This is a genomic window from Flavobacterium sp. CS20 (assembly GCF_018080005.1).
GTDB lineage: Bacteria > Bacteroidota > Bacteroidia > Flavobacteriales > Flavobacteriaceae > Psychroflexus.
In genome coordinates, this window is record NZ_CP073015.1 from 1,855,819 (window position 1) to 1,867,913 (window position 12,095).

A 12,095-nucleotide genomic window follows, 5' to 3' on the forward strand; every position below is an offset into this window, starting at 1 on the left:
TGACTTTAATAAAAATTGTAAGCTATACATTGTTAAAACATAAGCTAAGTCGTATAATAGATGGTTAAGATTACAATTTATTTTCAGGAAATTTCTTCAGCACTTTCTTTAAGTTGCTCTAACAAAGTTTTGCTTTGAAATTCTGGCACCAACATTTTTAAAGCTTTAAGACTTTTGTTTTGATTGTTGTTTTTAATAAACTCATCTAAGTCGTCGAGAAGTTTAATTTTACTATTGTCAAAATCATAAGTTGCTTTGGCAATCATAATTTTTTGGTGATGTGTAGGTTGGGTATTTTCTTTGTCAGCCAAAAGTTCTTCATAGAGTTTTTCACCTGGTCTTAAGCCTGTAAATTCTATTGGAATATCAATATTAGGTATAAATCCTGATAATCTTATCATGTTATGGGCAAGGTCAAGAATTTTTACAGGTTTTCCCATATCAAAAACAAATATTTCTCCACCTTTGCCCATTCCCCCAGCTTCTAATACCAGTTGACAGGCTTCATCAATGGTCATAAAATATCTTGTAATCTCTGGATGAGTTACGGTTACTGGACCATTATGCTCTATTTGTCTTTTAAAATGAGGAATTACCGAGCCATTAGAACCCAAAACATTACCAAAACGGGTCATTATAAAAGTGGTTTGGTTAGAAGCTTTTCTCGAAATAGATTGAACGTAAATTTCTGCACATCGTTTAGAAGCTCCCATAATATTTGTAGGGTTTACAGCTTTATCCGTAGAGACAAACACAAACCTATCAACTTTGAATTTGTGAGATAAATTGACCAAGTTTTTAGTTCCTCTAAAGTTAACATCTAAAGCTTCAATCGGATTGCATTCCATCATAGGAACGTGTTTGTATGCGGCACCGTGAAAAACAATATCTGGCAAAAATGTTTCAAAAATATATTCTAGTCTTTTAAGATTGGTAACATCAGCTATAATTTTTTCATAAGCTATATTGGGATAGTCTTTGTCCATACATAATCCTATAAAGTGTAAAGGCGTTTCGGCTTGATCTAACAAAATAATTTTTTTTGGATTAAAGCCTGTCAGTTGTTTCACAATATCACTTCCTATTGAGCCTCTTTGCTCCTGTAACTAGAATTGTTTTATTATTGTATATTTTATGAAGTTTTGTCTTGTTGAGTTTTATAGGATTGCGTTGAAGTAAGTCTTCTAATTTTACTTTTTTAATATTTGATAAAATCGAGGCTTCATCCCAGTTTTCTATCTCAGGTAGTTTGTATATACTAAAGTTTTTATTGAGTAGCGTGCTTAAGATTTCAGAATTGTTTTGGGATAGCCATTTTAATTTTTCACTATTAATAACAATTGTGTTTCTATTATTAGATGCTTCAATTTCATTGATATTTAAAATTGGAAGGTCTAAAATTCTTTTCTTTTTAAGTTTTTTACTATCAGAAATAAATCCTGCTAATTTATATTCTGTTTGCGAATCACTATTGATACTTTCAGCAATAGCAACATCTGTTAAATTTACACCTAATATATAAACATATTTATTAGTACTGTTTTTGTGTATGGCTTGAAATATTTGTTTGACGGTTATCCTATACAAAAACAAAAAACTAAAGGCTATAAACCCATATATAATTGCCCCAGAGTTAGGAAATATCCTGTTTTGACCAATCCTATCACAAATAAAATTTAGAGCAAAAATTGAAACGACTGTAAATAGTATAGATTGTATTTGTTTAAAAGCATCTTTTAAAGTGGTATATCTAACAATTCCTAGATATGATTTAAAAATCAGGATAGAGAAAAACTGAATAAAAAATATTAATACAAAACGAAAAATATAGTATTTTTCTAAATAAGTATGCCCGACTGTAGAGTCTATGAGGATGAATGCAAAAAATAAAGCAATTAAACAGAGAGATACATCAATAAATAAAATAAAACTTCTTGGGAGATGATACCTAGATAGTTTTTTTACTTTTGAAAATATTAACTTTTTAAGTTTGAGGACTAATATCAAAATGTAAAGCTAAGAAAGATTGGTTATTGAACAAAGTTAAAAAAAAATATCCAATTATAGACAAAAAAATTATCTTTGCCACTATGAAAAAAATTATTGCTAGTTTTATTTGTAGCATATTACTAATCAGTTGTGCTAACAAAAAGGATATTATATACTATCAAGATATTGACAAAACCGAGTTGCAAAACATATCTCAAATTAAGCCAAAAATTTATATCCAAGTTGGCGATATCCTGAATATAGATTTAAAAACGCTTAACCAAGAAAGTTTAATCCCTTTTTTAAAAAACGCCAACGCCAACCAAAGTACTGGTAGTCAGCAACTGCATTTATTAAAAATAAAAGGATATTTAGTAGATGAAAATGGCTACATATATTTGCCTGTAATAGATAAAGTGAAGGTTGATGGTCTTACTACTAGAGAAGCAGAAAAACTCCTAAAAAACAAACTTTCTAATTATCTCAAAGACCCATTTGTTTCAATAAGAATAATTAATTTTAAATTTACAGTCAGTGGCGAAGTTAATAAGCCTGGAACCTATGAAATTTCAGAACCAAATTTCACATTACTCCAAGCCCTGAATATGGCTGGCGATCTTAATATTAGAGGGAGAAGAGATAATATCATGATTATTCGGAGCGAAGCTGACAAAAGAATTACCAAAAGAATTGATTTAACAAAATCAGACTGGATGAATTCGCCCTTTTACTTTATAAAACAAAACGACGTTATTTATGTAGAGCCTAATAATCCACAAGTAAAAACAGCTGGTTTTATTGGAAATGTAGGTGTCTTGACATCAGTGGCGTCTATAGTTTTGTCGGCTATAGTTATAATAACTCGTTAAATTCAACAAAACTAACCATTTAATGAATAATGAAAACAATATATCAGATTCAAGTTTTGATAACGAAAGCCTGAAAAAAGAAGTAATCAAATACTTAAGGTATTGGAGGTGGATTGTACTCTGCCTGATATTGTCCATAAGTATTTGTGTGATTTATGTTAAATATTCATCTAAAATATACCAAACCAATGCTAAGATAAAAATTCTTAAGAAAAAAGACAGCGGTTTAGACTTATCGGGATTAGTAGGCAGTTCGCCACTTTTTGACATGAGCAAAATAAATCTTGAAAATGAAATTCAAATCCTAAAATCAAGACGTATTACAGAAAAGGTAATAGATAATCTTAATCTTACCACCTATTGTTATATCAGTCAAAAGTTTAAAGATGAAGAAATCTTTGGTGATCAAATACCATTTAAAGTCAATTGGCTCAATTCTGAAACACTCAACCTGCGTGAAAACCCAATTGATGTTTTTGTGTTTAAAAGTTTGGACGAACAATCTTTTAATATAAGCATGTTGGATAAGTCTTACAATAAAAACTTTAACTATGGAGAAGAAATAAATATTGACGGCTACAATTTTGCACTTCACAAAAACCCTACCTATAAAAAAGATGAAAAAGAAGGTGAAAACAAAATTTATTTCACTTACATAAAAAAACAAAACATTATAAGTCAGCTGTTGCAACAGATAAAAGTTGAACCTGTTGGAGAAAGAAGTGAAGTTTTAGAAATAAAAATATCTGGACAAAACACTTTAAAAAACGAAGCTATTCTTGATGATTTGATACAAAAATTTAATAACGATGGCATCAATGATGACAAAGATATTGCATTGAGGACAGAAGAATTTATTACCGAAAGATTGAAAGTTTTAGTCAATGAGCTTGATACGGTTGAGACAAATCTTGTTGATTACAAATCAGACAATAATATTGCTGACTTAGATTCTGGTGCCGAATTCGTTTTTCAATCATTTTCAGTCGCAGACCAGAATAATGCTAAGCTTCAAAATCAAATTGAAATTGCCAAGTATATAAAAAACGATATAAACTCTAAATCTAAATACACATTATTACCAGCTAATGTTGGCTTAGAAAACGACAATACCAATGCTCTAATCAATAAATACAATGAGTTAATTCAAGAGAGAAATAAGCTACTCACCTCATCAACATCACAAAGCCCTTTATTGATTGTGTTATCTGAAGAGTTAGATTCGTTGTTTAAAAACATCAATACATCATTAGATAATTATGTAAAAAGTTTAGAAATTAGCATAAAAAATATCTCAAACAGAGAGCAAAAATTCAGTAACACCATTGGTGCTATACCTGAAAACGAAAAAATGATTCGTTCCATAGAAAGGCAACAAATTGTAAAAGAACGACTCTATATTTTTCTGCTACAAAAAAAAGAAGAAGTCGCTCTATCTGCGACAATCACTGCACCTACAGCAAAAGTAGTAGATTATGCACATTCCGACTTAATCCCTATAAGTCCAAAATCTAAAATAATTTATCTAGTATAATCATTGGTCTTTCTGTTCCTATAGGCTTTCTTTACCTTAAGTTTTTATTAGACACCAGGATTTCAAATAAATCTCAAGTTGAAAATCAACTCAAACTTCCAATAATAGGCGAAATACCTCTTAACAAAAAATATAAAGAAAAAATAATAACACTTTCAGATAAGTCAGATGTGGCAGAAGCTTTCCGTATTTTAAGAACCAACATCAACTATTTATTACAAGGTCAAAAGCCTAAAAATACAGCTGCAGTAATTTTTACAACTTCAAGCACAAAAGGAGAAGGCAAAACATTTACTGCCATAAACACAGCTTCTATTTTAGCTAATAATAACAAAAAAATCTTGCTTATAGGATGTGATTTAAGAAATCCTCAACTCCATAACTATCTCAAAATTGATAAAAATACCCTAGGATTAACAAACTATTTAGTCAACCCAGATTTAGATCATAAAGAGATTATTTTAAATACTGATAATAAAATAAATTTTGACACTATACTTTCTGGAGAAATACCTCCAAACCCAGCTGAATTGCTAAGCAATGGACGATTTCAAGATTTGATTCACAATGTTGAAACAGAATATGATTATATTGTTATTGATACTGCTCCAACATTACTTGTTACCGATACTCAAACCATATCTCATATAGCTGATATTACTATATATTTAGTAAGAACAGGTTACACTGAGCTTAAAATTCTTAATCATATTAAAGAATTGAAAAAGATGAAAAAACTGAAAAATTTATCATTGGTTATTAATGGTATTAGGGATGACAAAAGCTATGACTACAATTATGGCTATGGTTATGGATATTCAGAAAATACTAATTCCAAGAAAAAATGGTATCAGTTTTAGATTAAAACTTTAGAGACTTTGCTATAGCTTCAATCTCAAAAATATTGTTTCTTTTTTCTGCTGTTGGTTTATATACAATCCCTTCTATTACAACAAATCTATCATTTGCTTCATCTCTAATAGCATAATTGAGAAATGGACCGCCCATAAAAGCACCTTTCACAACCCAAGTGCCACGTGTTTCGTAAGCAAATTTTCCATCTATTTTGGTTTCATAGAGATAAGGCATATAAGCTTCTTCAGTAATCATATAGGTGTCTGGTCTTGGTCCAGGAACATTGGCTTTGCCTATTGAATCTCTTATTTTAACAATATTAGAAATAACAGAATTGTCGTTTTCAATCCTTGAAATAGGAATTTGATAAATAAAAATTTCCATACTTCCTCTATCTATCTCTTTTCTTAGCCATACAAAATCGTCATTACTTTCTTTAGCATATCTATAAGCCGTAGGAAATTTTATAGAAACACCTAAACTCTTTTGTATCTCAGTGTCTTTATCTAAAGATTTGTTTATCCGTCTCCATTTCTCCTCTATCTCAGTTTTATTTATAGAATTTAAAATTTTTTCTTGATTGTTCTTAAAAATATCTACAAGTTCATTTTTATTTTTACCCTTAATAAAGACACCGAGTTGTGGTCTTGCAAAGCTATCTTTTACAAAAGTGATATTATTTTGCTTTGCTAATTCAAATTTCAAAAAAGTTCTATTTTTCTTTGCAAAGCCAGTAAATGCATTTGTAGGAATGTGTCTAAGCTTATACAAAGGCTCCTTTTGTGGCAATCCTTCAGCATCTTTTGCCATCACATTTCTGATTTCTTCACCAAGTTGACCATCCCATAATTGATTTTCTGAAACAATGTTGACCAAATTAAGATTACCCGATGAGTCAGCTATATAAACGCCTTTACCGTTGTCGCAAGCCATTAATGATAAAACCATTAAAAAAAGAAGTCGTTTCATGATTGTTATTTTTTAACAAATTTATAATCTAAAATCGTTCCAAAGCTTATCAAAACTAATATATTTTTGAATGTTTTTAAAAAAGAGTATTTGTTTAAGTCTTATTTTCTTTTAAAAATACTTATATATTTGTAATCAAAGATTACCTTATGCTTTTAATAGTCTGTCTTGGCTTTTTGCTATCAATAGCAATGATTTTTATAAATAAATTTATAAAAGGTCGATGGGCTTGGCTTACAACACTTATTCCGCTATCGACATTCATTTATTTTAGTCGATTTATAGATGATATCTCTGAGGGTCAAGTCATAAAAATATCATACAACTGGATTCCAGCTTTCAAGGTTGATTTGAGTTTTATGCTTGATGGCTTATCATTACTATTTGTATTGATGATTTCTGGCATAGGGACTTTGGTGTTTTGGTACACGTCATCGTATTTAAAAGGTCATCAGTATTTAGACCGATTTTATGCCTATCTCGGTATTTTTATGTCTGCAATGTTGGGATTGGTGCTTTCTGACAATCTAATTACTATGTTTATTTTTTGGGAATTAACCAGCATTAGCTCGTTTTTTCTCATTGGTTTTAGCAACGAAAGCAAAAGTTGTAGAAAATCTGCTTTATTAGCCTTAGGCATCACTGGTGTTGGTGGTTTATTTTTGTTGGCAGTTGCTGTTATTTTGGGTCAAGTTACCTCAACTTATACCATTTCAGAAATGCTCTCTATGAGTAATGAAATTGCCATGAGTAGCGACTATGCATTCATTGTGATTTTAATTTTTCTTGCGACTTTTACTAAATCGGCTCAGTTTCCTTTTCATTTTTGGTTACCAGGAGCCATGCAAGCACCTACGCCAGTTTCTACCTATCTTCACTCGGCAACAATGGTAAAAGCTGGTATTTATCTTATATTAAGGTTCAGCCCTATTTTAGGAGAAACTTCTCTGTGGAATACAACATTGATTACTGTTGGTGCTATAACTATGTTATATTCCGCTATACAAATGTTGTTTAGAACAGATTTAAAAGCCATATTAGCCTATTCAACCATTTGTGCTTTAGGAATTCTGACCTTTTTGACAGGTTTAGGAAGTTACGAAGCTTTAGTTGCCGCTATGGTATTTATTGTGGTTCACGCTTTGTATAAAGCTTCTTTGTTTTTAATTACAGGAATAATAGACCACGAAACTGGCACAAGAGATATCACAAAACTTTCGGGCTTAAAACACGGCTTAATGCCAATTGCCGTTGCTGGATTTATTGCCGCTTTGATCAGTGGAGGCGTAATTCCTACGCTTGGATTTGTAGGAAAAGATTTGATTTATGAATCTACTTTACATTTTAAAAACAATGCTTGGTTGCTTACTATCATTGCTATTGTGACAAACATATTGCTATTTTACGGTGGATTTTTAGTTGGGGTCAAACCCTTTTTAGGGCAAAAACCAAACACGCTTCCACATCTTCACATGCCAAGTATTCGCTTATGGCTACCGCCAATGCTTATGGTTGTTCTCGGCTTGATTTTTGGCTTTGCTCCGTTTTTACTTGGCGACAGTTTGATTATGCCTGGAGCTGAAATTTTAAGTCGTGGCGAAAGTGGTTTGCATCTTAAATTATGGCACGGGTTTAACACAATATTTTGGCTATCAACACTAACTATTGCATTGGGTTTTATACTTTTCTTGATATTAAAACCTTCGTATAAACTCAAGGCTTTATCTGAAAAATTTGAGTTCTTATCGCCAAAATCAATATCTGATTATGTGGTTACTATTTTTAAAATCATTTCAAAATATTGGACGATGTTGTTTCAAAATGGATATTTAAGACATTATGTGGCAACTTATGTAACTTTTATAATTGTATTGGTCGGGTTTCTTTTACTGAAAGACCCTGTTTTAAGAATAGACTATAACTCGCTTGCTGATTTAACGGTTTATGAAATTGTTATCATCATAATCATGTTGTTATCAACTCTATTCATAGTCTTTACACCATCAAGATTAGCCGCTGTTCTGCTATGGGAATTACGGGGTTTTCTTTTTGTCTGCTCTACTTGTTTTACAGTGCACCAGATTTGGCGATGACACAATTTTCAGTAGATACCTTAACAGTTATTTTATTTGTTTTGGTGTTGTATAAACTTCCTAAGTATCTTAAATTTTCAAAAAATTATTTGCGTGTTGAGCATGGTATCTTATCCGCCATTTTTGGAGGGATGATTACGTTTTTGATTTTAAAAGTAATCAGTGAGCCTAAAAATTCAGAAATCAGTAATTTTTATGCTGAGAATTCTTATGTTTTAGCTAAAGGAAAAAACGTTGTAAATGTTATATTAGTTGATTTTAGAGGCAGTGATACTTTGATAGAAATCACCGTTCTAATTGTAGCGGCTATTGGTGTTTTTGGATTAACAAAATTAAGATTAAAAAGTCGTGACAAAAAATAGAATAATATGAAAACACTTATACTTAAAACAGCTTCAGATATACTTTTACCCGTATTATTATTGTTTTCGGTTTTCATTTTACTTCGCGGGCATTATTTACCTGGTGGTGGTTTTGTTGGTGGTTTAATTGTCGCCATTGCGTTTGTTTTAGATGCTTTTGCAAATGGACTTAAAAACACGCGTAAAATAATAAGAATCCACCCAGGATTTCTGATGCCTTTAGGCTTATTGATTTCCTTTTTAAGTGCGACTTCGCCAGTTATTTTTCAGGATTTACCTATAATGACTGGTCTTTGGGCTTCTGGACATATTCCTGTCATCGGTAAAATAGGCTCTGCTCTATTTTTTGACACAGGCGTATATTTTGTTGTTGTAGGTGTCTCGCTTACGATTATATTCACCATATCTGAAAATGCTTAACCTATGGAAATACTATTAGCCATAATGACTGGAGTGCTTTACGCCGCTGGCACTTATATGATTTTGAGACGAAGTATTGTCAAACTCATCATTGGTGTCATACTTTTTGGCAATGGCGTAAATTTATTGATATTTCTTTTGGGTAGAATTACCAAAGGGAAACCACCTATAATTGCACCAGAATTAAAACATTTTGCCGATTTATATGCAGACCCTATTCCACAAGCTTTAATATTAACTTCAATTGTGATCAGTTTTGGCTTACAGGCTTTTGCGATTATTTTGGTTAAACGAGCCTATAAAGTTTTAAAAACCGATGACCTTGACATGCTAAACACCTTAGACGAAGATTCATGAGCGAAAACATCATAACATATCCACTATTAGTTCATTTGTTTTTTAGCATCGTGCTGATGTTTTTTTGGAGCAAAGTGAAAGTTCAAAAAATAGTAACTATCATTGGAAATTTTATAGCTTTTGGTGTGGCTATAGCAGTATTTGTTTTTACATGGCAAAACGGCACTCACGTGGTTAATGCTGGAAATTGGGATGCCCCTTATGGTATCGTTTTTGTTGGCGATATGCTGTCTGCAACATTAATTTTGCTTACAGCTATTGCAGGTTTAACGGTTTCTATTTTTTCAACAGTTTCTATCATCAATGCCAGATTGAGATTTGGTTTTTTCAGTGTTTATCACTTTTTGCTTCTCGGTTTAAATGGTGCATTTTTAACAGGTGATCTGTTTAACCTTTATGTGTGGTTTGAAATTATCATTATCAGCTCATTTGTTTTAATCAGTATTGGTGGCGAAAAAAATCAATTAGAAGGTGCCGTAAAATATTTTACACTCAACTTTTTTGGGTCGCTTATCTTTTTAACAGGTCTAGGCGTGATATATGGACTTGTAGGCACTTTAAATATGGCCGATATTGCTGTAAAAATACAAAGCGTAAATAATCAAATTATAGTAGATGTCTGTGCTATTTTATTTTTAACAGCTTTTGCTATAAAATCTGCAGTTTTCCCGCTTAACTTTTGGTTGCCAGCATCTTATCATACGCCACCATCTGCTGTGTCTGCTATTTTTGCTGGACTTTTGACTAAAGTTGGGGTTTATGCTTTGATACGGATGATGACGTTGATTTTTCCACACGATCCTTTTTTGATGAACCTTTTGATGGTACTTGCTGTATTGACCATTTTAAGTGGTGCATTTGGTGCTATTATCCAAAATAATATCAGAAAAGTGTTTTCATTTCTTATCATTTGCCATATCGGTTTTATGATTGGTGGATTAGGCATTTTTAATGTCATGGCTTTAACGGGTGTAATTTTTTATCTCATTCACGACATTATAGTAAAAACCAATTTATTTATGATAGGTGGACTAATATATCGTCTTAAAGCTACCACAAATATGAAAAAGATTGGCGGTTTGTATAAAAGTTACCCCAAACTAAGTTTATTGATGATTATCGTGTTGTTTTCTTTAGTTGGAGTTCCACCATTATCTGGGTTTTGGCTAAAAATTTCTTTGTTTTTAAGTAGCTACAACACTGGAAATTATTGGTATTTGGGAGCATTAATTTTAGGAAGCCTTATCACCCTTTTGGTTGTAGCAAAAATTTGGGCTGAAGCCTTTTGGAAAAATCAACCCGAGTTTAAAGCCAGTAAACGATTTATCTTTTTTGATAAATTGTATCCTATACAGAAATGGCAATTTGTAATGCCTATTGTTATTTTAGCTATATTTTCTTTGTATATTGGCTTTGGTGCAGAACATATACAGGCTTTATCTGAAAGAATAGCAGAAGATTTATATAACTCACAAAATTATATCGATGCGGTTTTAAAACCTTAAGTTATGAGATCACAATTTTTATCCAACATATTATTGATGCTGATTTGGGTCTTTTTGACTGGAACTTATAACACCTATAATTTTTCGTTTGGATTTGTTATTGGGTTTTTGATAATTTGGTTAATCGGCTCAAGTGTAGGCGAAACTAAATATGTCAAAATATTGCCTCGCATTATAGCATTTTTCTTTTATTTTGTTTATGAATTGGTTTTGGCTAACCTTGAAGTGGCTTACGAAGTGATGACACCACATCTTTACGTAACCCCAGGAATTATCAAAATCCCCTTAGATGTTGAAACCAATCTTGAGATTTCATTCTTGGCTAACCTTATCACACTGACACCAGGAACTTTGAGCTTAGATGTCTCTGATGACAGAAAAGTTTTATACGTACATTCTATGTATGTTAAGGATAAAGATGAATTTATACATCATATCAAAAATGGATTTGAAAGACGAATTTTATTAATAACGCGATGAGTTTAAACGATTTTTTATATTATATTATTTTACCAATACTATCAGTGTCCATAGTGCTGGTTTTTATTCGTTTCCTCAAAGGACCAAGTATTGTCGATAGGATTATAGCTTTAGACCTTACCGTAACAATTGGTATTGGAATCATTTCTGTTTACAGCATCATCAACAATCAACCTAATTTTTTAGACATTGCCTTAATTTTAGCTTTAATTTCCTTTTTGAGTACAGTGGCTTTTACATATTATTTAGAAAAAAGAGACAAAAATGAGTGAGTGGTTAATTATTATTTTTTCAAGTTTAGGAACACTTTTTGCCCTTCTTGCAGCAATAGGGCTCATCAGAATGCCTGATACGTTTTTAAGAATATCGGTAAACACCAAAGCGGCAACTCTTGGCGTGGGATTGCTCATTGGTGCAGCTGACTATTTTTTTTAATGATATAGCTATATCTACACGTGTTTTAGCTATTATAATTTTTATCTTTTTGACTGCACCCATTGGTGGTCATTTGCTTGGCAGAACTGGATATTTTACTGGAAACAAACTTTGCGATCAAACACATATTGACGATTTGAAAGATCAATACAATAAAAAAACCCACAAATTGAGTAGTGAAGATCAAAAATTGTCTGAAGAAAAAGACACACCACATAAATAAACCT

General features: G+C 31.6%; 15 protein-coding genes and 1 pseudogene. 13 read left to right on the forward strand and 3 right to left on the reverse strand.

Going from position 1 to position 12,095, the window contains the following annotated elements; genetic code table 11:
* Window positions 1-83: 83 nt before the first annotated feature.
* Complete coding sequence (locus IGB25_RS14915; protein ID WP_247653465.1) at window positions 84-1,070, reverse strand: UDP-N-acetylglucosamine 4,6-dehydratase family protein; 987 nt, start codon at window positions 1,068-1,070, stop codon at window positions 84-86.
* A 4-nt stretch (window positions 1,071-1,074) separates the two neighbouring features.
* Window positions 1,075-1,587: a nucleoside-diphosphate sugar epimerase/dehydratase gene (locus tag IGB25_RS14920; RefSeq protein ID WP_247653466.1), complete on the reverse strand. Its 513-nt coding sequence runs from the start codon at window positions 1,585-1,587 to the stop codon at window positions 1,075-1,077.
* 503 nt (window positions 1,588-2,090) lie between these two features.
* Here IGB25_RS14920 and IGB25_RS08825 point away from each other — a divergent pair.
* From IGB25_RS08825 to IGB25_RS08835, 3 genes are all read left to right on the forward strand, one after another.
* Window positions 2,091-2,858 (forward strand): polysaccharide biosynthesis/export family protein, encoded by a 768-nt coding sequence (locus IGB25_RS08825; protein ID WP_211064689.1) that lies wholly within the window; start codon window positions 2,091-2,093, stop codon window positions 2,856-2,858.
* Between the two features lie 22 nt (window positions 2,859-2,880).
* Window positions 2,881-4,392 carry a Wzz/FepE/Etk N-terminal domain-containing protein gene (locus tag IGB25_RS08830; protein WP_211064690.1) on the forward strand — a complete coding sequence of 504 codons (1,512 nt, stop codon included), beginning with the start codon at window positions 2,881-2,883 and terminating at the stop codon, window positions 4,390-4,392.
* A gap of 170 nt (window positions 4,393-4,562) precedes the next feature.
* Complete coding sequence (locus IGB25_RS08835; protein WP_211064691.1) at window positions 4,563-5,252, forward strand: CpsD/CapB family tyrosine-protein kinase; 690 nt, start codon at window positions 4,563-4,565, stop codon at window positions 5,250-5,252.
* A gap of 1 nt (window position 5,253) precedes the next feature.
* On the opposite strand, the gene IGB25_RS08840 is transcribed toward IGB25_RS08835, so the two are convergent.
* Window positions 5,254-6,216: a DUF4837 family protein gene (locus IGB25_RS08840; protein WP_211064692.1), complete on the reverse strand. Its 963-nt coding sequence runs from the start codon at window positions 6,214-6,216 to the stop codon at window positions 5,254-5,256.
* A 149-nt stretch (window positions 6,217-6,365) separates the two neighbouring features.
* On the opposite strand from IGB25_RS08840, the gene IGB25_RS08845 reads away from it, so the two are divergent.
* From IGB25_RS08845 to IGB25_RS15625, 10 genes and pseudogenes are all read left to right on the forward strand, one after another.
* Window positions 6,366-8,309: a proton-conducting transporter membrane subunit gene (locus tag IGB25_RS08845; RefSeq protein WP_371815885.1), complete on the forward strand. Its 1,944-nt coding sequence runs from the start codon at window positions 6,366-6,368 to the stop codon at window positions 8,307-8,309.
* Window positions 8,243-8,671, forward strand: a complete 429-nt coding sequence (mbhE, locus tag IGB25_RS15610; protein WP_371815886.1) for a hydrogen gas-evolving membrane-bound hydrogenase subunit E — start codon at window positions 8,243-8,245, stop codon at window positions 8,669-8,671. Before IGB25_RS08845 ends, mbhE begins: the two co-directional genes overlap by 67 nt.
* A gap of 6 nt (window positions 8,672-8,677) precedes the next feature.
* Complete coding sequence (locus tag IGB25_RS08850) at window positions 8,678-9,091, forward strand: Na+/H+ antiporter subunit B (RefSeq protein ID WP_211064693.1); 414 nt, start codon at window positions 8,678-8,680, stop codon at window positions 9,089-9,091.
* Between the two features lie 3 nt (window positions 9,092-9,094).
* Window positions 9,095-9,448 (forward strand): Na+/H+ antiporter subunit C, encoded by a 354-nt coding sequence (locus IGB25_RS08855; RefSeq protein WP_211064694.1) that lies wholly within the window; start codon window positions 9,095-9,097, stop codon window positions 9,446-9,448.
* Window positions 9,445-10,953, forward strand: coding sequence for a proton-conducting transporter membrane subunit (locus IGB25_RS08860; RefSeq protein WP_211064695.1), 1,509 nt, complete (start codon window positions 9,445-9,447; stop codon window positions 10,951-10,953). Before IGB25_RS08855 ends, IGB25_RS08860 begins: the two co-directional genes overlap by 4 nt.
* Before the next feature lie 3 nt (window positions 10,954-10,956).
* Window positions 10,957-11,433 carry a Na+/H+ antiporter subunit E gene (locus tag IGB25_RS08865; protein WP_211064696.1) on the forward strand — a complete coding sequence of 159 codons (477 nt, stop codon included), beginning with the start codon at window positions 10,957-10,959 and terminating at the stop codon, window positions 11,431-11,433.
* A complete protein-coding gene (locus IGB25_RS08870) occupies window positions 11,430-11,705 on the forward strand; it encodes a cation:proton antiporter (protein WP_211064697.1) in 276 nt (91 codons plus the stop codon). The genes IGB25_RS08865 and IGB25_RS08870 overlap by 4 nt, the downstream gene beginning before the upstream one ends.
* Complete coding sequence (locus IGB25_RS15615; protein ID WP_371815887.1) at window positions 11,698-11,868, forward strand: cation:proton antiporter; 171 nt, start codon at window positions 11,698-11,700, stop codon at window positions 11,866-11,868. Before IGB25_RS08870 ends, IGB25_RS15615 begins: the two co-directional genes overlap by 8 nt.
* Window positions 11,846-11,905 (forward strand): annotated as a pseudogene (locus IGB25_RS15620) (hypothetical protein); the annotation flags it as partial. The gene IGB25_RS15615 and the pseudogene IGB25_RS15620, both read left to right, overlap by 23 nt.
* A 12-nt stretch (window positions 11,906-11,917) precedes the next feature.
* Window positions 11,918-12,091 (forward strand): hypothetical protein, encoded by a 174-nt coding sequence (locus IGB25_RS15625; protein WP_371815992.1) that lies wholly within the window; start codon window positions 11,918-11,920, stop codon window positions 12,089-12,091.
* Window positions 12,092-12,095: the final 4 nt, after the last annotated feature.

Coding starts and splice junctions, on each gene's coding strand:
- IGB25_RS08825 (WP_211064689.1), top strand. CDS start 2,091: ATGAAAAAAATTATTGCTAGTTTTATTTGTAGCATATTACTAATCAGT.
- IGB25_RS08830 (WP_211064690.1), top strand. CDS start 2,881: ATGAATAATGAAAACAATATATCAGATTCAAGTTTTGATAACGAAAGC.
- IGB25_RS08840 (WP_211064692.1), bottom strand. CDS start 6,216: ATGAAACGACTTCTTTTTTTAATGGTTTTATCATTAATGGCTTGCGAC.
- IGB25_RS08845 (WP_371815885.1), top strand. CDS start 6,366: ATGCTTTTAATAGTCTGTCTTGGCTTTTTGCTATCAATAGCAATGATT.
- mbhE (WP_371815886.1), top strand. CDS start 8,243: ATGGGAATTACGGGGTTTTCTTTTTGTCTGCTCTACTTGTTTTACAGT.
- IGB25_RS08850 (WP_211064693.1), top strand. CDS start 8,678: ATGAAAACACTTATACTTAAAACAGCTTCAGATATACTTTTACCCGTA.
- IGB25_RS08855 (WP_211064694.1), top strand. CDS start 9,095: ATGGAAATACTATTAGCCATAATGACTGGAGTGCTTTACGCCGCTGGC.
- IGB25_RS08860 (WP_211064695.1), top strand. CDS start 9,445: ATGAGCGAAAACATCATAACATATCCACTATTAGTTCATTTGTTTTTT.
- IGB25_RS08865 (WP_211064696.1), top strand. CDS start 10,957: ATGAGATCACAATTTTTATCCAACATATTATTGATGCTGATTTGGGTC.
- IGB25_RS08870 (WP_211064697.1), top strand. CDS start 11,430: ATGAGTTTAAACGATTTTTTATATTATATTATTTTACCAATACTATCA.
- IGB25_RS15615 (WP_371815887.1), top strand. CDS start 11,698: ATGAGTGAGTGGTTAATTATTATTTTTTCAAGTTTAGGAACACTTTTT.